This is a genomic window from Variovorax saccharolyticus, from assembly GCF_030316765.1.
GTDB classification, from domain to species: Bacteria; Pseudomonadota; Gammaproteobacteria; order Burkholderiales; family Burkholderiaceae_C; genus Variovorax; species Variovorax saccharolyticus.
Genome location: NZ_JASZYT010000006.1, coordinates 24,764 through 49,161, shown reverse-complemented (window position 1 = coordinate 49,161; position 24,398 = coordinate 24,764). Strand labels below are relative to the sequence as shown.

Here is a 24,398-nt window from a genome sequence, read left to right as displayed (position 1 = left end):
GAGCGGCGCCGCGCCGGTTCGGACGATCACTACTGACGTGACCGGGGCGGCGTGCAATACCTACGGCGCTAGTCTTCGCATTTGCGCGCCTGGATTCGGCGACAGACCTCATCACATCCGTGCGCTAGAGGTGCTGGGGCGGGAGTTTCACAACGAAGGATTCGACGGCTTGCTGGGTCGAGATGTGCTGAGCACGCTCATGCTCACGATTGACGGACCCCGGCGCCGGTTCCACTTGGAGTGGCCCTAGAGACCTTTCCGACCGATACTCGCGATCGGTCGTACCCTAGCGCCGTTGTCTTCGCTTCCGCATGCATCTCGGGCAGCGCGCCATATTGAGCCTTGTGCTGCGTGGTGTAGTAGGCCCGCAGCTCGTGAAAGGTGAACCGGCGCGCGATCACCTTGTCTTCTATCGCTCGCTGCCAGGTCGAAGCAAGACCGGTGTCAGTGTATGGTCCGGATCCCGCCAGCGATGCTGTCGATCTGCGGCAGCGTGAGGTGCAGGAACTCGATGCGGCGCGAACCTGCCATCGCGCCGAATTCCGCCATCAGCGCGATCAGCCGGCGCTGCGCGCCCCGGGCCGTCAGCCAGGCGATGAAGGCAGCGAACGTCGTTGGCTCGGGCGCCTTCACCGCGGCAGTGTCTGCGTCCCAGAGTTCCTCTACTGTGGCGGCGTCGTTTCTCTCGCCGTTGAGGTCGAGCATTGAAATTCTCCCTTGACGAGTCCGCGCACTGCTTGAGGCGCGCTCGAACAGACGCGGCGACATTGCGGCTCATAGGGTGATGCTTTCGAGATAGGGGCGCATCACATTGGCGACCCGATCGACGCTCGCGTGGTGCCAGAGCGCGTCCATGGTCAGCTTGCGCTGCGCCCAGCCGTCATGCAGTGCCTCGAGGGCCACGTCCAGGCCGATCTTGTTGCGGTACTTGAAGCAGTCGGCAACGGTCTTCGCAGCGTTGAAGATTGGAACCTGCACGCCGTCGATCAGCACATGCTCCATGCCCTCGGTGAGCGCCGGACCGGACATGCGGATCGCGCGCAGGGCCGGCTGGTTGATGCGTGGGGCGGGCACGTTGGACGGAAGGGCCAGCCAGACCTCGGAGGGGGCTTGCGTACCGATCCCGTGCACGCGCAGCGCCGACAGCAGGCACACCACACCGCGCGGGACGCGCAGCGCAATCTCGGCCAACGAGCGATGCTCGCTGATTGCGCGCCCCGGCCGGCTGTAGACGCCGCGAGCGACGCGTTCGAGCTTGCCGGCGCCCACCAGTCGGCTGAGTGCGATCGTCGGCAGCCCGTGCTCGCGCAGTTCGCGTGCCCGCAGCAGCGGGTGCTCTGCTGCTAGCGCGAGGATGGCGTCTTCCTGGGTGCTTTGGGAGTGGCTGGCCATGTCGCAGTATGTTGCTTTTTTTATATAAAAATCAACAACTGCATAAATAACGGAACGCCACGTCTGGGTCAACCGGAGGAAGTGCCTGTCAGGCACCGCTCTTCAAGACGTCGCGCACCGACTGCAGCGCGGCATCGACAGACTCGACACGCTGCTTCAACTCCCCGTTGAGCAGCCTCAACAGGGCGCTGAACTGACTGCGCGTGGCGTGGATCTGGATCTCCTCGTCGTCACTCGAGCGGTCCGGATCGAGCAGCTGTTCGATGCAAGCGTAGGCGAGTTGGACGTCGCACAGGTGGTCCAGTTCGGCTTGCGCCTTGAAGGCGAGCGATGCTGCGCTGTTCGGGCGCGGTGCGAGCGCCTCGGTGGCGACTGGATCGCGAATGCTGCGAGACGTGGAACGCTGGGGAGATGGCGCGAATGCAGGAGCGGAATCAGCCATGTGAAACCTCCAAGTGATTGCGCTTTGCTGCAACCGCCGCACTCGCTGTCAATCGAGGGCGGCAGCTCGAACGGGTTGACAGACCGGGCAACCACTTGCGTGAAACCGGCAGGGCTCGCGCCCTCCCGTCCGAGCCGCCAAAAATGGAGGCGCGAACGAAAAAGCCGCAGGTCCTGCGTGATTGAACTGCGGCTTTGGTCCGCAGTGATTGCACGGGCTGTCAAACCCGATCACGCCTCTTTTTTGACGTGACGGGCGCAGTACAGGGCGTGGGCTGAGGGGCCTCAACGAGGCTAAGGCAATGGCGCTTGTCCGAGCGTGATTGCTCGGAGCGCGCGACTCAGCTCCCGCTTCCCCTTCGCATTGGCCCCCCGCCAAGCCTGCCGCGCAGCAGCGATGAAGCGCTCCTCCGCCGGATCCGGCGCATCGGCGACCAGGTCCTCTCTGTCGAGCCAACCGGCATCGACATCGCAGTGCCGCTCGATCTGCCGCGCCAGGATGTCGCCGATGGGCCGCGAACTCTTGATCTGGCTCCACATGCTGGGCGAGATCTCAAGCTTCTTCGCGAAGGCCTGGTCCAGCCCCTTGGCCGGCAGGCCGGCGGCGATCGCCTGTTCGAGAAAGCGCCGATGGAGCAGCAGCGCATTGCGGCGACGGAGGACGGTGAGAGGGAGCACTGTTCAAAAACAACAACAACGAGACAGGAAAAGATTGTCGAGCCTGTTGACGTCACAGTAAAGACTATTTACAGTCCACTTCCTTCGCGGCACGAGCCGCACGAATTTCATCAACGCAAGCAGGAACCAACGTGAACGCATCCCTGAGCCACACCAGCATTCGACCCGCATCGGGCCGGACGTTCGTGCGCGTCTCGTCGTGCCACGACCTCGGCAACCTGCCGTCGAAATTCGATCTGCGCCTGAACCCCATGCACGCCACGCAAGCCAGCTTGTGGGCCAAGGCGTATGAGGATCAAGTGCCACCGGGTGGAGGGAGCGCGTAGGCGCGTACCTCGAAGCTCTCTATTGCAGAGGCCCGGACACCGAAAGGTTCCGGGCCTTTTTGTTTTTCTGCAGTGATCGCGCTGCACGCACCGAGGTTCAACCCCGGTGGATGCTCTTTAAGAATTTGCCGCGAGGCGCGACCGGACACTGGACCGGATCGCCGCTTCGCAAGATGCGGACCTCGGGCCTTGCGCCCGGTGCCCGCTCCATTTCGGGTGTGACTTCACCCCACCGCCAGGGATCAGCCGCGTGGACGGCCTGGCGGGATGTGCAGGGGCTCGATCACCCCTGTGCAGCGATGTCGACGGGGCAGCGCGCGCGACGCGTTGCCCATCGCGTGAGGCCACAACCGAAATGGATCATTCAAGCCCCGGTGACGGAACCGGCAGACGTGTCCGCCTCAGAAGCGGAATCCTGGGAGTTCGACTCTCCCCTGGGGCACCAACTTTCTCTTTTCGTCTCGTTCGTCTAGTGGCCAAGGACATCGGGCTTTCATCCCGAAGATCGCGGGTTCGACCCCCGCACGAGACGCCATCTTCAGTTTTCCCGTGTGTGGCGCAGCAGGCAGCGCGCGTGCTTTGGGAGCACGAGGCCGCAGGTTCGAAACCTGCCGCACGGACCAGACCTTGTTCCGCTAACTCAGTGGCCAGAGTGCCTCCCTGTCCAGGAGGAAGCCAGGGGTTCGACTCCCCTGCGGAACGCCAATTCAACGTCATCACAGGAGCCGCCATGCGCAGACGCAACACCCCGATTCGCACGATCGTCGTGCGGCCAGCCAAGCCGCGCGATCCGCTGGCTCTCGCCGTGGCGAGGCGTCTCGGCGCCCTGATTTTCCGCCGGCAAGCGCCGGATCGCCTCGGGCGCATGGATCTCGACCAACGCGTGAGAGAACTCGGCGAGTGGTGATCATGGTGCGCGTAGCTCAATGGCAGAGCCGCGGGTTGTGATCCCGTTGACGACGGTTCGATTCCGTTCGTGCACCCCATTCATTCAAGCGTTTTCCCCCGACCCGGCCACGAAAGGAGGCCACCCATGCACCCACACCACAGCCACGTGCTGCAACTCGACATCCAGGGCACGCCGCAGGCGTGGATCTCGCTGGAGCACGCGGCGCTGCACGTGGCCACGGGCTCGGTCGCATGGGTCGATGGCGAGGGTCCGCTGGCCACGCTGCGCGGCGGCTTCAATGTCGCGCGCGGTCGCCAGTCGGTCATCGACGTGCATCCCATCATCGCGCTGACTGGCGCTTCGCGCGTCAACCTGTTCGACGTTGCACCGGCCTTCAGCAAGCGCAAGCTCTTGCGCCGCGACCGCATGACCTGCGGCTACTGCGCCCAGCGCTTCGCGGAGCGCGACCTGCAGTGCGAGCACATCGTGCCCGAATCGCGCGGCGGCCGCTGGACCTGGATGAACCTCGTCGCCGCCTGCAGCGCGTGCAATGGACGCAAGGCCGACCGCACGCCGGAAGAGGCGCGCATGCCGCTGGTCTACCTGCCGTACGTGCCGAGCCGTTTCGAGGGCTTCCTGCTCGAGGGCCGGCCGATCCGCGCCGACGTGCACGAGTGGCTGGCCGTGCGCCTGCCGAAGGGATCGCGCCTGAGCTGACGTTTGTCGCGGCTCGGGTGCCACGGCGTCCGAGGCTGCGCTGAGCAGCCCCCATCAACTGAAAGAGAACAACATGAAGAACGAACAACTCCCGGCCATCGAGGTGCCGGTCAAGATCAAGCAACCTCCGGTGCTGTTCGGCAAGACGCAGGCGCTGATCGCGCAGCTGGCCGAGCAGCTCGGTGCGCCGCTCATCGCCTACTGGAACGGCCCGCGCGGCTCGGTGTGCCACAGCGACGTGGTCGCGATGTACCACGTGCTGCAGCGGCTCGGAGAACACGAGGTGATCTACCTGTTCCTGAAGTCGAGCGGCGGCAGCGGCCAGGTGTCGCTGCGGCTGGTGAACCTGCTGCGGCAGCATTGCCGGCGGCTGGTCGCGCTGGTGCCGCTCGAGTGCGCGTCGGCCGCCACCATGGTGGCGCTTGGCGCGGACCAGATCCTGATGGGCCCGACAGCCTATCTCACCGCGGTCGACACTTCGCTGAACCACTCGCTGTCGCCGGTCGACCGGGACAACGACCGCGTCGGCGTCAGCCTGGACGAGCTGCAGCGCGTGATCCGCCTGTGGCGCGAGCAGCAAGGCGAGGTGCCCGAGAACGCCTACAAGTCGCTGTTCCAGTACGTGCATCCGCTGGTGATCGGCGCGGTCGACCGGGCCGAGTCGCTGTCGATCATGCTGTGCCGCGAACTGCTGGCCTACCACGTCGCCGACGCGGCCAAGGCCGAGGCGATTGCGGGCGCACTCAACGGCAAGTACCCTTCACACAACTACCCGATCCTGCTGGACGAGGCGGTGAAGATCGGCCTGGCGGCCGAGCGCATGCCGGCCGAGGTCGCCGCGCTGCTGCTGCAGCTCAACGCGCTCTACAGCGAGATGGGCCAGAAGGCCACCACCGACTTCGACGAGCAGCGCGCGCACAGCAACGAGATCGCCAACATCTGGGAAGCCAGCGGCGCACAGGTGTACTACCAGCAGGACAAGGACTGGTTCTACCGTTCCGAGGAGCGGCGCTGGATCACCCTCAACGACAACAGCGGCTGGCGCCGCATCGAACGCATCGGCTCGCGCCTGCGACGCGGCGAGCTGCACGTGGCTTGATGTGCGACGTCCGCACAAGGAGATTCACCATGAACGAAAGCAACTACATCGAGGAAGAAGTCGGTGGCGGCGTGCCCATCAAGATGTGGACGCGCGGCGTGCCGGTCGAAGACGAGGCCCGGCGCCAGCTGAGCCATGCGGCGCGCCTGCCGATCGTCTTCAGGCACATCGCGGCCATGCCCGACGTGCACGTCGGCATCGGCGCCACCGTGGGCTCGGTGATCCCGACCCTGCGCGCCATCATCCCGGCCGCGGTGGGCGTCGACATCGGCTGCGGCATGATCGCCTGCAAGACCACGCTGGTGGCCACTGACCTGCCCGACAACCTGGGCCCGCTGCGCTCGGCCATCGAGCGTGCCGTGCCGCACGGCCGCAAGCCGGGCGCACGCGATCCCGGCGCGTGGCAGAAGACGCCGGGCTCGGTCGACACCGCATGGGCGCAGCTCGAACCCGAGTTCACCGCGCTGTGCCGCGACTACCCGAAGCTGGCCAAGACCAATCACATCCAGCACCTGGGCACGCTGGGCTCTGGCAACCACTTCATCGAGGTCTGCCTCGACGAAGCGGGCTTCGTCTGGTTCATGCTGCACTCGGGTTCGCGCGGCGTCGGCAACTTCATCGGCACCATGTTCATCGAGCTGGCCAAGCAGGATGCGATGCGCCAGCAGGTGAACCTGCCCGACCGCGACCTGGCCTATTTCGAGGAAGGCAGCCGCTACTTCGGCGACTACGTGCGCGCGGTGGGCTGGGCGCAGAGGTTCGCGGCCGTCAACCGCGAAGTGATGATGCGGCGCGTGATCGAGGCCGCGAAGACGGTGGTCCGCAAGAGCTTCCAGAGCCACGTCGAGGCGGTGAACTGCCACCACAACTACGTGCAGAAGGAGCATCACTTCGGCCAGGACGTCTACGTGACCCGCAAGGGCGCGGTCAGCGCGAAGGCCGGGCAGCTGGGCATCATCCCCGGCAGCATGGGCGCGCGCAGCTACATCGTGCGCGGCAAGGGCCATGCCGACAGCTTCGACAGCTGCTCGCACGGCGCCGGCCGCGTGATGAGCCGCGGCGAGGCCAAGCGCCGCTTCACGCTGGCCGACCACCGCGCCGCGACCGAAGGCGTCGAATGCCGCAAGGACCGCGACGTGATCGACGAGACGCCGGCCGCGTACAAGGACATCGATGCGGTGATGGCGGCGCAGCAGGACCTGGTCGAGGTCGTCCACACCCTGAAGCAGGTGGTGTGCGTGAAGGGCTGAGCGCCGCGCGGCGCTCGGGCCTTCTCAGCCGTCGATCCCGAGCTCCGAGCAGATGCGCGCGACCAGCGCCTTCAGGCTCGCGACCTCGCCCTCGAGCCGCGCCACGTTGGCCTTCAGCGCCGCCACCTCGCCGAGCGACACATCGGTGCTGCCACCGGCGACCGCCGACGGACTCGCCGCATCCTCCGCCGGCGTCCCGCTCAGCAGATGCGCCCAGCGGCTCTCGCGTGCACCCGGCAGCCGTGCCAGCTTCACGACCAGCGCGCCGGCCGGGCGTTCCGCCATCTCGTCGAGGAAGCCTTCCACCGCCGAGATGTCGGCGAAGTTGTGCATCCGGTCGCAGGCGATGCGCAGCTCGCCCGCGGTCTGCGGGCCGCGCAGCATCAGGACGGTCAGCAGGATGATCGACTGCGAGGGGATGCGAAGCACGCCGTCGATGTTGTGGGCGTAGCGGAAGGTCCGACCGCCGCTGCTCTCCGACACCAGGCTGTAGCCGCGCAGGCTGTCCAGCGCGGCCGTGGCCTCGGCGTCGGTCACTTCCAGGATCGGGTTGCGGCTGGTCTTCTGGTTGCAGCCCGCGACCAGCGCATTGAGCGTCAGCGGGTAGCTGTCGGGAACGGTGCGCTGCTTCTCGGCCAGCACGCCGAGCACGCGGGTTTCGAGCAGCGAGAGGGTGGGCATGGGGGAGGGCGTCATGACGGCATTGTCGTCGCCGCCGCGCCCGCCCCGGCTCAGAAGTCGACCAGCGCCAAGCCGACGCTGAACACCGTGCGCTTGCGGTTGTAGTCGACCAGCGTGTCGCCGTAGCCGTGGAACAGCTGGGCCTGGATGCGCAGGTTGCTCTTGACCGGATCGCCGATCGCCTTGAACCATTCGAGCCGGATCGACCCCTTGCCGCCGCGCACCGTGACGCCGACCTGGTTCAGGCGGTCGACCTGCCAAGCGCCGCGGACCTCGGCGTGGCCCAGGTACTTGGTGATGTCGGGGTTGTCGTCGTCGTTGGCGTTCTCGGATATGCGACTCCAGATGCGGCCGGTGATCACGAACTTGTCGCCCAGCTCGGCGCCGCCCATCAGGTAGACCCGGTTCCAGCTGCGCGAGTAGGGCAGGTCCTGGCCGTTCGACTGGTGCACCAGGCCCAGGCCGGCGTAGCGCATGCGCCAGCCGCCGCCGAGATCGAAATCGGTCGGGTAGCTGTAGATGAACTCCGGCTCGTGGTCGGTGGTGCGGAAAGGCCGCGACAGCTCGCTGTTGAACACCTGCCAGGTGGATGCCTGCGAGTAGGCGAACCAGAGGCCGTCCTTCTTGACCGGGTCGTCGCCGGTGAGCAGGCCTTGCGCGAGTTTGGTGCGCAGCGACAGGCCGATGCGCATGTCCTGTGCCTGGTAGGGCCGGTCGACGCCTGTGCGGCCGATGGCCGGCGAGGTGGCGGTCTCGGGATCGTTGGCCGCCACGCCGATGCCGACGCTGAGCGGCCGGTAGCCGCGGAAGCCGAGCGTGCCGCAGTTGCTGCCGGCCTCGAGCTCCCAGAAGCGCGACAGCGGCGAGTACTGGCGGTCGCGGCAGCCGTCCTCGGTGGCGACCGTGACCACGCGCGTGGCCGGGATCGTGGCGTCCACCGGCGGCTGCGTTTCGGCCAGCACCGGCGGCGCCACCGGCACCGAGGTGCCGGGCAAGGTCTGTTGCTGGGCCCAGCGGTCGAAGCAGGCGAGCCGTGCCTCGTTGTTGCCGCTGCCCGCGAGCCGCTGGCACTGCTGCCATGTCAGTTCCGAGTCGGCCAGCGGGCTGGACGGCTTGTCCACCGCCTGGGCCTGGACGCCGGCGGCGCCGATTCCGGTGACGAGAGCGGTGAAGAAAAGAATGCGTTTGTTCATCGATCGGTTGCCGAGTTGCCAGTCTTGTTCAGTACGAAGGGATGGGTGCTGTCGTTCGCGGCATCGCGCCAGACGCCCTTGAACTCGCGGCCGCAAGAGGCCGGCTGCAGCGCGCCCAACCAGACGCCGCTGATGGCGCGGCCGTCCAGCGATTCGTCGAGGCTCAGCATGCCGTCCTCGTCGATATCGCCTGCCAGTTGCGACACGGTGGCGGGCGTGCCCTCCCGGCCCTCGCCGCCCCGCGAGATTGTGCCGCGCACGCCGGCGTAGTCGGGATGTTGGTCGAGCTTGACTTTTGCCACGCCTTTCAGGCCTTCGATGCGGGCTTCCCAGGTACCGAACAGCGCCTCGAGCGGCAGCTCCGACGCACTGGCGGGGCAGGCCTGGGCGGCCGGCGCCGTCGAAGCTGCCGGCGCCTGCTGTGCCGCGACGCCGGCCGAGGCCACGCAGCCGGCGGCCAGCCAGGCCATCCGCAGCCGCCTCATGGCGCGGAGGCGGCCGCGGCGGCAGCGGCGGCCGCGTTGTCCTGCACCTTGCGCGCGAATTCGGCGCGCAGCGCCTTGAGCTTCTCGCGCGGATCTTCCTTGGCGGTCTTCTTGTCGAGCGCCATCTCGGCGATGAAGCGGCTCGGCTGGGCGGCGACCATCTCGCGGCCCTTCTTGCGCCGCTTGGTCCAGCTCACCGCCAGGCTGCGCTGGGCCCGCGTGATGCCCACGTACATCAGGCGGCGCTCTTCCTGGAGCCGGGTCAGCGTGTCATCGCTGATCTTTTCCTGCCGGCCGCCGTCGTCGTCGAGCTTGAAGGGCAGCAGCCCCTCGGTCACGCCGACCAGCATCACGTGCGGCCATTCGAGGCCCTTGGAGGCGTGCAGCGTCGACAGCGTGACCACGTTCTGGTCCTGCTCGCGCTCGCTGATGGTCGACAGCAGCGAGATCGTCTGCGCCACTTCGAGCAGGCTCTTGCGCTCGCTCTCGACCGTGGCGCCGGAGGCGTCGTCGATCGTGCCGCCGCAGCGCTGCGACATCCAGTCGCAGAACTCCATCACGTTGGTCCAGCGGCTGGCTGCCAGCTGCTCGCTGTCCTCGCCGTCGTAGAGATGCTTCTCGTAGTCGATCTCCTTGAGCCATTCGCCCAGGAAGGCGCGTGCGTCCTCGGCGCCCATGGTGCGTCGGGCGCGATATTCGAGATCGTTGATGTAGCGGCCGAACTCATGCAGGCCCTCTTGCGCCCGCTTGGGCATCACGCTCGGCAGCGAGGGGCTGAACAGGGCCTCGAACAGGCTCAGCTTGTACTGGCTCGCGAAGGTGCCGAGCGCGGCCAGCGTGGTGTGGCCGATGCCGCGCTTGGGCGTGGTCACGGCGCGCAGGAAGGCCGGGTCGTCGTCGTTGTTGACCCACAGGCGGAACCAGCCGCACAGGTCCTTGATCTCGGCGCGGTCGAAGAAGCTCTGGCCGCCCGAGACCTTGTACGGAATCTGCGCCTTGCGCAGCGCCTGCTCGAACACGCGGGCCTGGTGGTTGGCGCGGTAGAGGATCGCGAAGTCGCGGAACTCCTTGTGCTGGGGGCCTTGCGCGGTGGCGTCGCCGGCGCGCAGGCTCTGGATGCGCGCCACGGTGCGCTCGGCCTCGTGGGCCTCGCTGTCGGCATCGACGATGCGCACCGGCTCGCCCTCGCCGAGTTCGCTGAACAGGGTCTTCGGGAACAGCTTCGGGTTCGGGCCGATCACGTTGTTGGCGGCGCGCAGGATCGCGCTGGTGCTCCGGTAGTTCTGCTCCAGCTTGATGACCTTGAGGTTCGGGTAGTCGACCGGCAGCTTCTTGAGGTTGTCGAGCGTGGCGCCGCGCCAGCCGTAGATCGACTGGTCGTCGTCGCCCACCGCGGTGAAGCGGCCGCGCTCGCCGACCAGCGCCTTCAGCACCTCGTACTGGGTCGCGTTGGTGTCCTGGTATTCGTCGACCAGCACGTGGCCGAGCGCCGCCTGCCACTTGGCACGCACCTCGTCGTGCTGCTGCAGCAGCTTCAGCGGCATGCCGATCAGGTCGTCGAAGTCGACGCTCTGGTAGGCCGCCAGCCGTTCTTCGTAGCGGGCCATGATGCGGGCCGTGATGCGCTCGTTGTCGTCGGCCGCCTGGGCCTCGGCCTGGGCCGCGTTGAGGCCCATGTTCTTCCACTTGCTGATGGTCCACTGCCAGATCCGCGCGGTGGCGGCATCGGTGGTGCCGCCGGCGTCCTTGAGGATCTTGGTGACGTCGTCGCTGTCCAGGATGCTGAAGGCCGGCTTCAGGCCCAGCACCGCGCCGTCCTCGCGCATCATGCGCACGCCCAGCGCGTGGAAGGTGCAGACCACCACCTGCTTGGCATCGCGCCCGATCAGCCCCTTGGCGCGTTCGCGCATCTCGGAGGCAGCCTTGTTGGTGAAGGTGATCGCGGCGATCCGCTTGGGTTCGAGGCCGGCCTGGATCAGGCGCGCGATCTTGTGCGTGATCACGCGCGTCTTGCCCGAGCCCGCGCCGGCGAGGACCAGGCAGGGGCCGTGCATGTAGTTGACCGCTTCTTGTTGCGCGAGATTGAGACCGGAAGACATGGAGGGTGCGGGAACGGAAGGCGCAAACGGCCAATGATACGGGGGGCATCGCGCGCCAAGGCTCGCCGGAGTGTGCTAGGGCGTGTTCGCCGGCGCCCGCGCGCCATGACCGCCGGCCGCGCCAAGCACAATCGCCGCGTGCTGCAGATATTCCTCGTCACCGTTCCCTTCTTCGCCTTGATAGCCGCCGGCTATGCTGCGGCCCGCGGCGGCCTGCTGCCGCTGGCCGCGATTCCGGGGCTCAACGCCTTCGTGCTCTATTTCGCGCTGCCTTGCATGCTGTTTCGCTTCGGCGCCCGGGCGCCGATCGGCCAGCTGCTGGATGGCGGCGTCGCCCTGGTCTGGTGCCTGAGCGCGCTGATCGTGGTCGGCGCCACGGTCGCCCTGAGCCGCAGCGGGCGCATCGGCTGGAACGACGCGTCCTTCGGGGCGCTGGTGGCCGCCTTTCCGAACACCGGCTTCATGGGCGTGCCGCTGCTGGTGGCGATCCTCGGCGCCCCGGCGGCATCGACCACGATCATCACCATGGCCTTCGACATGGTCGTCACGTCGTCGCTGTGCATCGCGCTGTCGCGGCTCGATGGCGCCGACGGGCACGGCGCCGCCAAGGCCTTGCGGCAGGCGCTGCGCGGCATCGTCCAGAACCCGATGCCCTGGTCGATCCTGCTGGGCGTGCTGGCCTCGGCGACCCGCTTCACGCTCCCGGGTCCGATCGAGCGGACGGTCGCGATGCTGGCCGAAGCGGCCTCGCCGGTGGCCTTGTTCACGATCGGCGCGGTACTGGCCCGCTCGGCGATGCTGGCGCGCGAGCACCGCGCCAGCGCGGCGGTCGCCCAGGCGCTGGGCAGCGCCGCCGGCAGCCCGCCGCCGCAGGCAGCTCTGGCGGAGGTGCTGCCGGTGGTCGCGATCAAGCTGGTGGCGCATCCGCTGCTGGTGTGGCTGCTGGCGCGCGGCGTGGCGGCGCTCGGCCTGCCGATCAGCGGCCCGGCCCTGGTGGCGCTGGTGCTGGCCGCCGCGCTGCCGAGCGCGAGCAACGTCTCGATGCTGGCAGAGCGCTTCGGCGCCGACAACGGACGCATCGCGCGCATCATCCTCTGGACCACCGTGCTGGCCTTCTTCACCTTTCCCCTGGCGGCGGCCCTGGCCCCGAGGCTCTGACCTAAGGCGTCAGGACCCCGAGCTTGTGCGGATCAGCGTCGGACAGCAGTTCGCAGCGCGACAGGTCGCGCCCCTGGGTGCCGTCGCAATAGAAGGTGTTGGAGACCCTGCCGAACAAGGTCGGCGCCGAGGTGAACAGCACGCCCTGGTTCGGCTGCCACGGGTCCTTGGGGATCGGCTCGTCGACCGCCGGGGCTTCGCTGGACCGCGTGGTGAATTCGGCCAGCGTGCGCTGGGCGCCCTCGCCGCGCCAGCGGCCGGCGAGGTCCGCGGTTCGCGGCCGGCCGGCCACGGGAATCAGCAGCGCGTGAACCTGGAAGCCGCGGCCGAAACGGCGTTCCTTGCCCGCCAGGAAGGCATAGGCGCAGGCCGCCTGGCACTGGCCCTTGGCCTCGGTATTGACGCCGGCCTCCCGGATCGCGCGGGCATAGTCGGCAGCGACTTCGGCCGAGCCGCCCAGCGCATTCTCGAAGACCACGGTGCGAACCTGGCCGCCCGCCAGATGCGACTCGAAATCCTTGATCGCGCTGCCGTCGAGCATGCCGCTGACCACCAGCCGATGGCCTTCGAGTTCCAGGTCGGCCGACGCTGCGCCGGCCGCCATGCCCAAGAGGAGAAGGCCACAGAGAGTCCCTGAGAGCGTCTTCACGAAATGTGCCTTTCGCGGGGGCCCGGGGTGAGCATTCCCGCAATCCGTAGCTTGGGCAGTCTGTCGGCGCTTAGTCAACTGTTGTTGCAGAGTATTTCCTACAGCCGAGCATGAACGAAGCGGATAGTGTTAACTATGGCCTTTGACTAATGCTTCTGTATTCAGAAGCGCTGCTAAAGTGGGTACCTGAACCGGGAGAGTGGCATGACGACTTGGACGCGCTGGGTGCTGTGGATGGTGTGGCTGGCTGCCGTCGGCTGGCTGTGGTTCGCCGGTTCGCTCGGAACCGGCGCCGCGCTGGCGGCTGTCTTGCCCAGCCCTCTGCTTTTCCTGTTGCCCGGCGCCGTGCGGCGTCGCCGCTCCGGCCTCCAGTACGTGGAGATGGGCAAGGAGCCGGTCGGTCTGCTGTGAGTCTGCGGCAGGGCCTCAGATGCTCTGCGGATCCACGTCCACCAACCACCGGATGACGCCCTTCCCCTCGGGCTGGCGGCGCAGTTCGTGCAGCAGCGGCTGCCATTGCGCCAGCAGGCGCTGCAACGCGGCGCGCGAGCCGCTCTCGATCAGCATCTGTGCCCGCTCCACATTCGCCACCCGCTGGATCGTCAGCGGCACCGCCGGATAGCGCGTGACCCGTTCCGCGCCCGGCAGGCCATCGGCCGCCGAACTGGCGGCGTTCAGGAAGGCTTGAGCGGCTTCCTGCGTGCGTGCATCGGCCCGAAGCAGGGCCTGGAAGGCGAACGGCGGCATGCCGGCGGGCACGCGCTCCTTCAGCTCCCCTTCGGCGAAGACCGCGTAGTCGTGCCGGCGCAGCGCCGCGAACAGCGGGTGCTGCGGGTGGAAGGTCTGGATCCACATCTCGGCGGTGGACTCCTGCGCCGCCAGGTAGGCGGCATCGCGGCCGGCCCGGCCGGCCGATTGCATCAGCAGGCCGAACAGCCGCTCGGGCGCGCGGAAGTCGCTGGAGAACAGCGCGCCGTCGGGGTTGACGGCCGCGACCAGCGTGATGCGGCGGAAATCATGGCCCTTGGCGATCATCTGCGTGCCCACCAGCACGTCGACTTCGCCGGCGTGCACGGCGGCGAGTTGCGTCTCCAGCGCGCCCTGCTTGCGCGTGCTGTCGGCGTCGATGCGGGCGATGCGCACCGCGCTGCCGTCGGGCCGCCGGACCGCCGCGAACAACTCGCCCAGGTGCTCCTCGAGCCGTTCGGTGCCGCGGCCGACCGGTGCGATGTCGGGGTTGCCGCAGGTCGGGCAGGCGCGCGGCACGCGCTCGGTGAAGCCGCAGTGGTGGCAGCGCAGGGTGCGGTCGATCTTGTGGAACACGCGGTAGGCGCTGCAGTGCGGGCATTCGCTCTTCCAGCCGCAGTCGCCGCAGGCCAGCACCGGCGCGTAGCCGCGCCGGTTCAGGAACACCATGCTCTGCTCGCCGCGCGCGATGCGCTGGCCGATGGCGTCGAGCAGCGCGCCCGACAGCACGGTCTTTGGCGGCTGCAGGTTCATGTCGACCAGCCGGACCGCAGGCAGCGCGCCGGCGCCCACGCGCGAGGGCATCGCCAGGCGCAGGTAGCTGCCGCCGGCATCCCCGTCCCCGGCCGGCCGGCTGCGGTGCCAGCTCTCGAGCGACGGCGTGGCCGAGCCGAGGATCACCTTGGCGCCTTCGCGCCGGCCGCGCCACACCGCCAGGTCGCGCGCCGAGTAGCGGGCGCCCTCCTGCTGCTTGTAGCTCGGGTCGTGCTCTTCGTCGACCACGATCAGCCGCAGCGACGGCATCGAGGCGAACACCGCCATCCGGGTGCCGAGCACGATGCGCGCGGCGCCGCCGTGCGCCGCCAGCCAGCTCGCCAGCCGCTGGGGGTTGGTCATGCCGCTGTGCAGCGAGACCACCGCATCGGCGCCGAAGCGCGCCTTGAAGCGGGCTTCGAGCTGCGGCGTCAGGTTGATCTCGGGCACCATCACCAGAGCCTGGGCCGCCGGCTCGCGCTCGAGCAGCGCGGCCACGCTGCGCAGGTAGACCTCGGTCTTGCCGCTGCCGGTGCTGCCGAACAGCAGGAAGGGGCCGGCCTCGGCCTCGATGCGGGCCAGCGCCGCGGCTTGCTCGGCGGTCGGAGCCACCGCGGGCGTGGCGGCGTCGGTGCCTGGGGCGCGCGTCGCAGGGCCTTGGCGCTTGAGCCGCCGCGCCAGCTGGGCCGCGCTCAGGTCCCGCAGCTGCGGCGGCAGGGCCGCCAGGGCGATCTCGCCGAGCGAGCGCTGGTAATAGCGGGCCGCGAACGCGACCAGGTCGCGCCAGGCGTCTCCGAGCGGCGGCAAGGCGTCGAGCACGCCGGCGACCGGCTTGAGCGCCATGGCCGGCGGCGTCCAGGCATCGGGCGCGTGCGCCGCCCAGACCACGCCCAGCACCTCGCGGCGGCCCAGCGGCACCCGCACCAGTGCGCCCGGCGCCACAGACACGGGACATGTGTAGCTAAGTACATCCCCTAGTGCACTGTGGGCCGGAGCCTGTACGGCGACCTCGATGCACCAACTCAAGGCAGTTTCCCGCTAGGCAGGTTTGTTAAAGAGAAGTGGAGCAAAACGGCTTAAGTCGTTGATTTTTCAGCGCTTTGCGGGACATCCAGAGTTTCTGTGGATAACTTTGTTGATATCAGGGCCAGACACGTCGCCAGCCCTTGAAAATCAAGGCTCCCGCTGGAATGCCCGCAAAAAAAGCAAAGTTCAAATCCTATATGAATCAACAACTTAGCTTCGCTATCGCTTTAGGAGCAAGAGTTGATGCAGGTCAGAAGGTTTTGCGCACCGCAGCAGTCGTTTTGTGCATAAGTCAGTCCCTCCTTACGCTTTTGGCGCTTGACAAACGCCTCCGAAGCGTTCTCAGGTACTTACAACTCATAACAGAACGCTCAGCCGCGCAGCGCGCGTGATTGCGAATGCACCGCATTCACGAGGGCCGCGACATGATCCGGCGGCGTGAACTGGCTGATGCCGTGGCCGAGGTTGAAGATGTGGGTCGGTCCGGTGCTCGCGGGGTCGGTGTGCGGGCGGCCGAAGCTTTGCAGCACCTTGGCGACTTCGTCCTCGATCTGCTGCGGCTGGGCGAACAGCACATTGGGGTCGATGTTGCCTTGCAGCGCCTTGCCGCGCGATCCTTCGCCGACCAGCGCGCGGGCGCGGCCGAGGTTGACGGTCCAGTCGAGCCCCAGCACCTCGCAGTCCAGCGGCTGCATCTCGTCGAGCCAGAGTCCGCCGCCCTTGGTGAACACGATGCGCGGCACCGGCCGGCCATCGGCGCCGTCGCGCCGCAGCTGCGACAGCACGCGCTGCGTGTAGGCCAGGCTGAAGTCCTGGAAGGCGCCGTCGGCCAGCACGCCGCCCCAGCTGTCGAACACCATCACGGCCTGCGCCCCGGCATCGATCTGCGCGTTGAGGTAGGCGGCCACGGCATCGGCGTTGACGGCCAGCAGCCGGTGCATGAGGTCCGGGCGGCTGTAGAGCAGGGTCTTGACCTGCCGGTAGTCGCTCGAGCCCGCGCCCTCGACCATGTAGCAGGCCAGCGTCCAGGGGCTGCCCGAGAAGCCGATCAGCGGCACCCGGCCGTCCAGCGCGCGGCGGATCGACGCCACGGCATCGAAGACGTAGCGCAGCTTGTCCATGTCGGGCACGGCCAGCGCGGCGATGCCGGCCTCGTCGCGCACCGGACGGGCGAAGCGCGGACCTTCGCCGGCCTCGAAGGAAAGGCCCAGGCCCATCGCGTCAGGCACCGTCAGGATGTCGGAGAACAGGATCGCGGCGTCGAGCGGGAAACGCTCGAGCGGCTGCAGCGTGACCTCGGTCGCGAAGCCGACATTGGTGGCCAGCCCCATGAAGCTGCCCGCCTTGGCGCGGGTCGCCAGGTATTCGGGCAGATAGCGCCCGGCCTGGCGCATCAGCCAGACGGGCGTGTGATCGGTCGCCTGGCGCCAGCAGGCGCGCAGGAAGGTATCGTTCTTCAGGGGGGCGAAAGGCATCCCTGCATTGTCGCAGGGCAGGTCTCAGGTCTTGTACTTGATGGAGCAGCCGTACGGGCGTGTCGCCGCGGCGCTGATTGCCTTGCCGCCGAAGACCTCGCCCAGCGCCTGGTTGACGTAGTTGGTGGCGGTCTTGACGTCCTCGGCGCGGGCCGAGGGAATGCTGTCGATGCCGCCGGCGTAGACCAGCGTGCCCTTGGGGTCGACGATGAAGATGTGCGGCGTGGTGCGGGCGCCGTAGGCCCGGCCGACGACGCCGTCCTCGTCCATCAGCAGCGCAGTGGGGGCGCCGGATTGCGCCTTCATCCAGGCCGCGAGCGCTTCCGGCTTCAGGTAGTCGCCGTGGCCGCGTTCGGTCGAGTTGATGGCCAGCCAGACCACGCCCTTGGCGGTCGCGGCCTTCTGGGTGGCGGGCATGTTGCCGCTGCCGTAGTGCTTGCCGACAAAGGGGCAGCCCGGATTGGTCCATTCGAGCACCACGAACTTGCCGGCGAAATCCGACAGGCGGTGCTGCGCGCCGGAGGTGTCGACGGCGACGAAATCGGGCGCCGGCTGGCCGACTGCGGGCGCGGCGGCAGCCTGGGCGTTCATGAGGAAGGTGGCGCCGAGCGCCACGGCGGCGGTCATGATGGCGCGCCGGGAGGCCCGGCTGAGGGCGGCGCGGGCGTCGCGCGCGGCACGGTAGGAACGTGAGCCGGAGGAGGACGAGGTGGACATGGTCGGCTAGGACTCCTGATAAATACTCAACAACCGCGAGAGCTTAGAACGGATTCTTCATGTTCATGTGACAACCCGTTAGACGCCGGGGTCAAAGCCGTGCCAGCGCCTCCCGCAACTCATTCTTGCCCAGGATCTCGGTCAGCACCACAGGCGGCTTGCCGGGTGCCTGCAGCATGTAGACCGGCACGCCGCTGCGGCCCAGCGCGGTCAGTGCCGCCGTGATGGCCGGGTCGCGCCGGGTCCAGTCGGCGCGCAGCAGCGCCACCTTGCGGGCATCGAAATCCGCCATCACCTCGGGATCGGCCAGCGTGCTGCGCTTGTTGTACTGGCAGGTCACGCACCAGGCCGCCGTGAAGTCGACGAACACCGGCTGGCCGGCGGCGACCAGCTCGTTGGCCCGCTCCGCCGTCCAGGGCTGCCAGCGCTGCCCCGCGGCGGCCGCGGCCACGGGCTCCGCCGGCCGCACCACGTGGCCGCCGATGGCGCCCGCCAGCACGGCGGTGAGGGCGACGGTCAGGCTCGCCAGCACCCAGCGCGTGCGGCCGCGGAGGGTCAGGCTCCAGACGATCGCCGCCAGGCCCACCAGCAGCCCGAGCAGGGCGCCGGCGCCGTCGATGCCGCTCTGCTGGCCCAGCACCCAGACCAGCCAGGCGACCGTGGCGAACATCGGGAACGCGAGCAGGCGCCGCAGCGTGTTCATCCAGGCGCCGGGCCGCGGCAGCAGGCGCGCCACGGCCGGCACGAATCCGGCCGCCAGATAGGGGAGGGCCAGGCCGAAGCCGAGCACGGCGAACAGCAGCAGTGCCTGGCTGGCGGGCAGGCCGATCGCGAAACCCAGCGAGGCGCCCATGAAGGGCGCGGTGCAGGGCGAGGCGACCACCACCGCGAGCACGCCCGACAGGAAGTCGTTGGCCAGCGGATGGCGGGCCTGCACGGCGCCGATCGAGGCCGGTGCCATGCGGCCGAATTCGAACAGGCCGGCCAGGTTCAGCCCGATCAGGGTGAAGAGGGCGGCCAGGGCCGCGACCACCGCGGGCGACTGCAGCTGGAAGCCCCAGCCGAGCTGGGCGCCGGCGGCCCGCAGCGCCAGCATCGCGCCGCCCAGGGCCAGGAAGGACAGGATCACGCCGCCGGTGTAGGCCAGCGCGGCCCGCCGGTGGGCGCCGCGGTCGTCGGCGTGGCGCGTGAAGCCCAGCACCTTGATCGCCAGCACCGGGAACACGCAGGGCATCAGGTTCAGCAGCAGGCCGCCGATCAGGGCGCCGAGCAGGGCGGCAATGAAGCCGGCCGACGACTGCGGCAGCGGGGTCGGGGCGTTGGCGTTGGCCTCCAGCGCAGCCTTCAGTGCCGGCGAGACCTGGGCCGGGGCCGCAGTGGCCGGCCAAGGGCCGGAAACCGGGGCCGCGGCGCGCCAGGCGATCGGCAGGCCTGCCTGCCGGTCGGCCTCGGCGAGGGCCACCACCACCGGCATCACGGCCGGACTGGCGCTGCGCTGGGCGGCCAGCGGCACGCTCGCGATCCAGGCATCGCCCTGCCAGGCTTGGGTCCAGTCCTTGCCCTGCACGGCGGCGGTGTGGATCACCTCCGTGGTTTCGGGAAAGAACTCCAGGCTCTTGCCCTGGGCGGCGGCGGGCAGCCCTTCGAGGCGGACCTGCAGGCGGTCGCCCTCGACGGTGATCCGGCCCGGCTGCGCCAGCGGTGCCGGCTGGGCCGCGAAGGCGGCGTCGAAATCCGACTTGTGCAGCGCCGTCGAGCCCTGCAACGGCAGCTTGAGGTGGAATTCGCCTTCCTCCGGGATGCACTCCTTGCTGCACACCAGCCACGAGGCCTTGAGCCGGACCTCGAGCTCAGGCGCGCCCGTGAGTGCGACGGGGGGCTTGAAGTCCGGCGCCACGGCGAGCGGCACCGGCAGCAGCACCGTGTGCTCATAGCCGTAGTTGGCGAGATTGCCGATCGGGATCTTGCGCGGCACCGGCCAGGCGATGTCGCCGCTGGTCACGCCCGCGGGCAGCGACCAGGCCAGTTCGGTCGGCAGGCCGGAGTCGCCGGCGTTCTTCCAGTAGGTGTGCCATCCGGGCTGGTGGGCGATCTGCAGGCCCACCCAGACCGGCGCGCCGGGCGACACGCCGTCCGGCGCGTGGGCCACCAGTTCGGCCCGCACGTGCGGGGTCGTGACCACGGGGCCGGCGCGGGAGGCCAGCTGGGCCGCGGCCGGCAGGCAGGCCGCGAGGCCGGCGCAGAGAAAGGTCGCGAGGCGAAAACGGGAAAGAAAAGACATGCCGTCAGTCCGAGCGGCGCGACGGGGCGAAGTTCCGGCCCATGGGAATCATTCGGCCCATCCCAGCACCACCCGGCGGCTGTTGGCGCTCTTCTTCTCGATCTTGCTGACCACCACGGCACCGATCTCGCGCGTGTTCGCGACGTGCGTGCCGCCGCAGGGCTGGAAATCGATGGTGCCCGCGCCCTCGCCGATGCGGATCGTGCGCACCGTGCCGGTGCCGCGCGGCGGCTGCACGCTCATGCTCTTGACCAGCGCCGGGTTGGCGTCGAGCTCGGCGTCGCTGATCGCGCCGACCACGAGCGGATGGGCCTCGGCCACCAGCCGCGCCAGGCCAGCCGTCAGGGCTTCCTTGTCGAGCGGCTCGGTCATGTGGAAATCGAGCCGGGCGTACTCGGGCGTGATCGAGCAGCCATTGACCGGCTGCGGCACCAGGTGGCACAGCAGGTGGGTGGCGGTGTGGAAGCGCATCAGCTTGTGCCGGCGCTCCCAGGCAATCGATGCGGTCAGGCGGTCGCCGGGGCGCAGCGCGGCCAGCAGGGCTTCCTGGCCCGGGGCCGGGACATGGAGGATCTGGTCGGTGGGCCTGCCTTCGGCATCCTTCGCCTTGCGGGTGTCGGCGATCGCGATCTCCAGGCCATCGGCCAGCCGCAAGTGGCCGCTGTCGCCTGCCTGGCCGCCGCCCGTTGGATAGAAGACGGTGCGGTCGAGCCGGATGCCGCTTTCGTCGACGGCCACCACGAGGGCCTCGCAGTCGCGCAGGTAGGCATCGGAGCGGAACAGGTCGTCGGTCATGGCCCGATGGTAGCGGCGCGCACGGGCGCGGGCCGGCCCCACAGGCGAAAGCGCCCACAGCCGACACCGGGCACTGGCGCCGGCTGCGCATGATCGGTTCCGGGCCGTCGGTTCGGCGCCCGCCTGAAGGACATCCACCATGACCCGAATGACGCGACCTCTTTCCCTGCGACCGTCGCTGCTGGCCCCGCTCGCGGCCGCGCTGCTGCTGGCCGCCTGCGGTGACACCGCCAAGCTGCCGGCCGATGCCGGCATCGGTCCGGCGCCGAAGCTGCCGGCGCCCCACAAGACCTTGCTGCCCACGGTGAAGATCGCGCCCGCCGTGGGCTGGACCGACACCGCGGGCCCGACGCCGGCCGAAGGCTTCGCGGTGACCGCGCTGGCCCGCGGCCTGGACCACCCGCGCACGGTCTACACGCTGCCCAACGGCGACGTGCTGGTGGTCGAGAGCAACAAGCCCCCCAAGCCCGAGGGCAGCCAGGACGGCGGCAGCGGCCTGTTCGCGCAGGTCCGGGCGAAGGTCATGGGCATGGTGCAGAAGCGGGCCGGCGCCGGCGTGCCGAGCGCCAATCGAATCACCCTGCTGCGCGACGCCGACAACGACGGCGTGGCCGAGGTCAGGCAGGTCTTCATGCAGAACCTGGTGTCGCCGTTCGGGGTGGTGCTGGTCGGCAACGAGCTGTTCGTCGCCAATGCCGATGCCCTGGTCAAGGTGCCCTATGCCGAGGGCCAGACCGCCATCACGGCGACGCCGGTCAAGGTCACCGACCTGCCGGCAGGCATCAACCACCACTGGACCAAGCACGTGGTGGCCAATCGCGAAGGCACCAAGCTCTATGTCAGCGTCGGCTCCAACAGCAACGTGGCCGAGAACGGCATGGAAGCCGAGGAGGGCCGGGCCGCCATCTGGGAAGTCGACGTGAAGAGCGGCGAGAAGCGGCTGTTCGCGAGCGGGTTGCGCAATCCGACCGCCATGGCCTGGGAGCCCGACACCCAGGTGCTGTGGACCGTGGTGAACGAACGCGACGAACTCGGCAGCGACCTGGTGCCCGACTACCTGACCTCGGTCAAGGACGGCGCCTTCTATGGCTGGCCCTGGAGCTACTTCGGCGGCTACGTCGATGCCCGCGTCAATCCGCAGCGCCCGGACATGGTGGCCAAGGCGGTGGTGCCCGACTACGCGCTGGGCTCGCACCATGCGCCGCTGGGCATCGCGTTCTCGAGCCCGCGCGGCATGCCGCCGGAGTTCGCCAGCGGCGCCTTCATCGGCGAGCACGGCTCCTGGAACCGCAATCCGCTGGCCGGCTACAAGGTCGTCTTCGTGCCCTTCATCGGCGGCCGGCCCAGCGGCGCGCCGGTCGATGTGCTGACCGGCTTCCTGAACGCCGATGAGAAGGCGCAGGGGCGCCCGGTGGGTGTGGCGCTCGACAAGGGCGGCGCCCTGCTGGTCGCCGACGACGTGGGCAACGCGGTCTGGAAGCTCAAGAAGAAGTAGTGGTGCGCCGCCCTGGTGCCGGCGCGCTCAGAAGCCTTCCAGCACCACCTTGCCCTGCGCCTTGCCGCTCTCGATCAGCGCATGGGCACGGCGCAGGTTGGCGGCGTTGATGGTGCCGAAACTCGCGTTGGCGGTGGTGCGGATCCGGCCGGCATCGACCAGCGCGGCGACTTCGGCCAGCAGCTCGCCCTGGCGCGCCATGTCGGGCGTCTCGAAGCGGGAGCGCGTGAACATCATCTCCCAGTGCAGCGAGATGCACTTGGTCTTGAGCGCCATGGCGTCGAGCACCGGCAGGTCGTCGATCACCGCGATCTGGCCCTGGGGCTTCAGGCTCTCGATGATCTGGGCGTAGTGCTTGTCGGTGCGGGTCAGGCTGGCGGCGAGGTCGACCTCGCCGATGCCCGCGGCCCGGAGTTCGGCCGCCAGCGGCTGCCCGTGGTCGATCACGGCATGGGCACCCAGTTCGATGCACCACGCCTTGGTTTCGGCGCGCGAGGCGGTGGCGACCACGCGCAGCTGCGTCAGCTGGCGCGCCAGCTGGATCAGGATCGAGCCGACGCCGCCGGCGCCGCCGACCACCAGCAGGGTCTGGCCGGCGCCGCCGCCCTGCGGCACGCGCAGGCGGTCGAACAGCAGTTCGTAGGCCGTGATCGTGGTCAGCGGCAGCGCCGCGGCCTGGGCGTCGCCGAGGCTGGCGGGCGCCAGCGCGGCGATGCGCTCGTCCACCGCATGCAGTTCGCTGTTGGCACCGGGGCGGATGATCGAGCCGGCGTAGTAGACGCGGTCGCCGGGCCTGAACTGCGTCACGGCCGGGCCGACGGCCTCGACCGTGCCCACCGCATCCCAGCCAAGCACCTTGGCCTGGCCGGCTTCGGGCGCCGCGTTGCGGCGCACCTTGGTGTCGACCGGGTTGACCGAGATCGCCTTCACCCGCACCAGCAGGTCGCGGGCGCCAGGCGTCGGCGCCGGCAGTTCGAGGTCCTCGAGCGCGGCAGGGTTGTCGATGGGCAGGGACTGGCGGTAGCCGACGGCTTTCATTGCGAACTTTCCTTGATCGTTGCGATGAGAGAAATGTAGAGTTGCAACTCGAATTTGATAAGACGTCGATGAGAAGCTTCACTTTCAAATGAAGATTGAAAATACCGCCGACCTGCAGGTGTTGATCCACACGGCCCGCGGTGGCACGCTGACCGCGGCCGCCGCGGCCCTCGGCATCACGCCGGCGGCGGCCAGCGCGACCCTCAAGCGGCTCGAATCCCAGCTGGGCGCGCGGCTGTTCGAGCGCTCGACCCGGGCCATGCGCCTGACGCCGCAGGGCCAGACCCTGCTCGACTACGCGGTGCGCGCATTCGAGCTGCTCGCCGAGGGCGAGTCGCTGGTGCTGGCCGATCGCGGCGCGCTGGTGGGCACCGTGCGCGTCGCCGCGCCGTCGGACCTGACGCGGGTGACGCTGCTGCCCTGGTTCGACGAGTTCCTCGACCGCCATCCGGGCCTGCAGCTGGCGCTCTCGGTGGGCGACCGGCCGCTCGACGTGACCCGCGACGAAGTCGACGTGGCGCTGCGCTACGGCCGCTTGGCCGACTCGCGGCTGGTGGCGCGCCGGCTGGCCGACTCGCGTCCGGCGCTGTGCGCGTCGCCGGGCTATCTGAAGCGCCATCCGGCGCCGCGGACGCCGCAGGACCTGCTGCAGCACAACTGCCTGACTTTCCACCGCGGCGGGCGCCGCCAGCGGCTCTGGCGCTTTTGCCGCAACGGCCACTGGACCGAGGTCCGCGTCGATGGCGACAGGGTGGTCGACGACGCCTCGCTGGCGCGCGAATGGGCGATCGCCGGCCGCGGCATCACGCTGAAGTCCGAGCTCGATCTGCAGGGCGACGTGGCCGCCGGCACCCTGGTGCGCCTGCTGCCCGAGTGGGACACCGAGCCCTATCCGCTGCACGCGCTGCTGCCCAGCGGCCGCTTCGTGCCGGAGCGGGTGCGGGCGCTGGTGGACTTCCTGGCGCTCAAGTTCGATGCCATTCCGGGCGGCGGGCACAGGCCCTAAGATCGCTG

Annotated in this window: 24 protein-coding genes and 5 tRNA genes; 14 read left to right on the top strand and 15 right to left on the bottom strand. The window is 69.0% G+C overall.

Going from position 1 to position 24,398, the window contains the following annotated elements:
• Positions 1-444 precede the first annotated feature (444 nt).
• From QTI45_RS18745 to QTI45_RS18730, 4 genes are all read right to left on the bottom strand, one after another.
• Positions 445-705 carry a hypothetical protein gene (locus tag QTI45_RS18745; protein ID WP_286371951.1) on the bottom strand — a complete coding sequence of 87 codons (261 nt, stop codon included), beginning with the start codon at positions 703-705 and terminating at the stop codon, positions 445-447.
• Positions 706-774: 69 nt separating this feature from the next.
• Positions 775-1,392, bottom strand: coding sequence for a type IV toxin-antitoxin system AbiEi family antitoxin domain-containing protein (locus QTI45_RS18740; RefSeq protein ID WP_286371950.1), 618 nt, complete (start codon positions 1,390-1,392; stop codon positions 775-777).
• 88 nt (positions 1,393-1,480) lie between these two features.
• Entirely contained in the window at positions 1,481-1,834 is a 354-nt protein-coding gene (locus QTI45_RS18735; RefSeq protein ID WP_286371949.1) for a hypothetical protein, read from the bottom strand.
• Positions 1,835-2,127: 293 nt separating this feature from the next.
• Complete coding sequence (locus tag QTI45_RS18730) at positions 2,128-2,511, bottom strand: hypothetical protein (protein WP_286655508.1); 384 nt, start codon at positions 2,509-2,511, stop codon at positions 2,128-2,130.
• 131 nt (positions 2,512-2,642) lie between these two features.
• Here QTI45_RS18730 and QTI45_RS18725 point away from each other — a divergent pair, with 131 nt between their 5' ends.
• From QTI45_RS18725 to QTI45_RS18680, 10 genes are all read left to right on the top strand, one after another.
• Entirely contained in the window at positions 2,643-2,837 is a 195-nt protein-coding gene (locus QTI45_RS18725) for a hypothetical protein (RefSeq protein ID WP_286371947.1), read from the top strand.
• A gap of 368 nt (positions 2,838-3,205) precedes the next feature.
• Positions 3,206-3,282: transfer RNA gene (locus QTI45_RS18720), tRNA-Leu, on the top strand.
• Between the two features lie 13 nt (positions 3,283-3,295).
• A tRNA-Glu gene (locus QTI45_RS18715) sits at positions 3,296-3,372 on the top strand.
• A 12-nt stretch (positions 3,373-3,384) separates the two neighbouring features.
• A tRNA-Pro gene (locus QTI45_RS18710) sits at positions 3,385-3,460 on the top strand.
• A 6-nt stretch (positions 3,461-3,466) separates the two neighbouring features.
• Positions 3,467-3,542: transfer RNA gene (locus QTI45_RS18705), tRNA-Asp, on the top strand.
• 25 nt (positions 3,543-3,567) lie between these two features.
• A complete protein-coding gene (locus tag QTI45_RS18700) occupies positions 3,568-3,744 on the top strand; it encodes a short-chain dehydrogenase (protein ID WP_286371946.1) in 177 nt (58 codons plus the stop codon).
• Positions 3,745-3,749: 5 nt separating this feature from the next.
• Positions 3,750-3,823: transfer RNA gene (locus QTI45_RS18695), tRNA-His, on the top strand.
• 47 nt (positions 3,824-3,870) lie between these two features.
• Complete coding sequence (locus QTI45_RS18690; RefSeq protein ID WP_286371945.1) at positions 3,871-4,443, top strand: HNH endonuclease; 573 nt, start codon at positions 3,871-3,873, stop codon at positions 4,441-4,443.
• Between the two features lie 73 nt (positions 4,444-4,516).
• Positions 4,517-5,542 carry a Clp protease/crotonase-like domain-containing protein gene (locus tag QTI45_RS18685; RefSeq protein ID WP_286655507.1) on the top strand — a complete coding sequence of 342 codons (1,026 nt, stop codon included), beginning with the start codon at positions 4,517-4,519 and terminating at the stop codon, positions 5,540-5,542.
• Between the two features lie 29 nt (positions 5,543-5,571).
• Positions 5,572-6,792, top strand: coding sequence for an RtcB family protein (locus tag QTI45_RS18680; protein ID WP_286655506.1), 1,221 nt, complete (start codon positions 5,572-5,574; stop codon positions 6,790-6,792).
• 24 nt (positions 6,793-6,816) lie between these two features.
• On the opposite strand, the gene QTI45_RS18675 is transcribed toward QTI45_RS18680, so the two are convergent.
• From QTI45_RS18675 to QTI45_RS18660, 4 genes are read right to left on the bottom strand one after another with little or no spacing between them, the layout of a single operon-like run.
• Positions 6,817-7,488 carry a YceH family protein gene (locus QTI45_RS18675; protein ID WP_286655505.1) on the bottom strand — a complete coding sequence of 224 codons (672 nt, stop codon included), beginning with the start codon at positions 7,486-7,488 and terminating at the stop codon, positions 6,817-6,819.
• A gap of 35 nt (positions 7,489-7,523) precedes the next feature.
• Entirely contained in the window at positions 7,524-8,666 is a 1,143-nt protein-coding gene (locus QTI45_RS18670) for a phospholipase A (protein ID WP_286371941.1), read from the bottom strand.
• Positions 8,663-9,136 carry a hypothetical protein gene (locus QTI45_RS18665; RefSeq protein ID WP_286371940.1) on the bottom strand — a complete coding sequence of 158 codons (474 nt, stop codon included), beginning with the start codon at positions 9,134-9,136 and terminating at the stop codon, positions 8,663-8,665. The genes QTI45_RS18670 and QTI45_RS18665 overlap by 4 nt, the downstream gene beginning before the upstream one ends.
• Positions 9,137-9,147: 11 nt before the next feature.
• Complete coding sequence (locus QTI45_RS18660) at positions 9,148-11,250, bottom strand: ATP-dependent helicase (RefSeq protein ID WP_286655504.1); 2,103 nt, start codon at positions 11,248-11,250, stop codon at positions 9,148-9,150.
• Positions 11,251-11,388: 138 nt separating this feature from the next.
• Between QTI45_RS18660 and QTI45_RS18655 the strand changes: the two genes are divergently transcribed.
• Positions 11,389-12,408, top strand: coding sequence for an AEC family transporter (locus tag QTI45_RS18655; RefSeq protein ID WP_286655708.1), 1,020 nt, complete (start codon positions 11,389-11,391; stop codon positions 12,406-12,408).
• A 1-nt stretch (position 12,409) separates the two neighbouring features.
• Here QTI45_RS18655 and QTI45_RS18650 read toward each other — a convergent pair whose 3' ends face one another.
• Positions 12,410-13,057 carry a hypothetical protein gene (locus tag QTI45_RS18650; RefSeq protein ID WP_286655503.1) on the bottom strand — a complete coding sequence of 216 codons (648 nt, stop codon included), beginning with the start codon at positions 13,055-13,057 and terminating at the stop codon, positions 12,410-12,412.
• A 204-nt stretch (positions 13,058-13,261) separates the two neighbouring features.
• On the opposite strand from QTI45_RS18650, the gene QTI45_RS18645 reads away from it, so the two are divergent.
• Entirely contained in the window at positions 13,262-13,468 is a 207-nt protein-coding gene (locus QTI45_RS18645; RefSeq protein ID WP_286655502.1) for a hypothetical protein, read from the top strand.
• Positions 13,469-13,483: 15 nt separating this feature from the next.
• Here QTI45_RS18645 and priA read toward each other — a convergent pair whose 3' ends face one another.
• From priA to QTI45_RS18620, 5 genes are all read right to left on the bottom strand, one after another.
• Positions 13,484-15,583: a replication restart helicase PriA gene (gene priA, locus QTI45_RS18640; protein ID WP_286655501.1), complete on the bottom strand. Its 2,100-nt coding sequence runs from the start codon at positions 15,581-15,583 to the stop codon at positions 13,484-13,486.
• 371 nt (positions 15,584-15,954) lie between these two features.
• Positions 15,955-17,058 carry a uroporphyrinogen decarboxylase gene (gene hemE / locus QTI45_RS18635; RefSeq protein WP_286371935.1) on the bottom strand — a complete coding sequence of 368 codons (1,104 nt, stop codon included), beginning with the start codon at positions 17,056-17,058 and terminating at the stop codon, positions 15,955-15,957.
• A 24-nt stretch (positions 17,059-17,082) separates the two neighbouring features.
• Positions 17,083-17,775, bottom strand: coding sequence for a redoxin domain-containing protein (locus tag QTI45_RS18630; protein ID WP_286371934.1), 693 nt, complete (start codon positions 17,773-17,775; stop codon positions 17,083-17,085).
• A 91-nt stretch (positions 17,776-17,866) separates the two neighbouring features.
• The gene (locus tag QTI45_RS18625) at positions 17,867-20,056 is read right to left on the bottom strand and encodes a protein-disulfide reductase DsbD family protein (protein ID WP_286371933.1); all 2,190 of its coding nucleotides are present in this window, start codon (positions 20,054-20,056) and stop codon (positions 17,867-17,869) included.
• A gap of 48 nt (positions 20,057-20,104) precedes the next feature.
• Positions 20,105-20,851, bottom strand: coding sequence for an alanyl-tRNA editing protein (locus tag QTI45_RS18620; protein ID WP_286371932.1), 747 nt, complete (start codon positions 20,849-20,851; stop codon positions 20,105-20,107).
• A 139-nt stretch (positions 20,852-20,990) separates the two neighbouring features.
• On the opposite strand from QTI45_RS18620, the gene QTI45_RS18615 reads away from it, so the two are divergent.
• Positions 20,991-22,346, top strand: a complete 1,356-nt coding sequence (locus QTI45_RS18615; RefSeq protein WP_444813183.1) for a PQQ-dependent sugar dehydrogenase — start codon at positions 20,991-20,993, stop codon at positions 22,344-22,346.
• Between the two features lie 27 nt (positions 22,347-22,373).
• On the opposite strand, the gene QTI45_RS18610 is transcribed toward QTI45_RS18615, so the two are convergent.
• The gene (locus QTI45_RS18610; protein ID WP_286655500.1) at positions 22,374-23,384 is read right to left on the bottom strand and encodes a zinc-binding alcohol dehydrogenase family protein; all 1,011 of its coding nucleotides are present in this window, start codon (positions 23,382-23,384) and stop codon (positions 22,374-22,376) included.
• An 88-nt stretch (positions 23,385-23,472) separates the two neighbouring features.
• Here QTI45_RS18610 and QTI45_RS18605 point away from each other — a divergent pair, with 88 nt between their 5' ends.
• Positions 23,473-24,390, top strand: coding sequence for a LysR family transcriptional regulator (locus QTI45_RS18605; RefSeq protein ID WP_286371918.1), 918 nt, complete (start codon positions 23,473-23,475; stop codon positions 24,388-24,390).
• Positions 24,391-24,398: the final 8 nt, after the last annotated feature.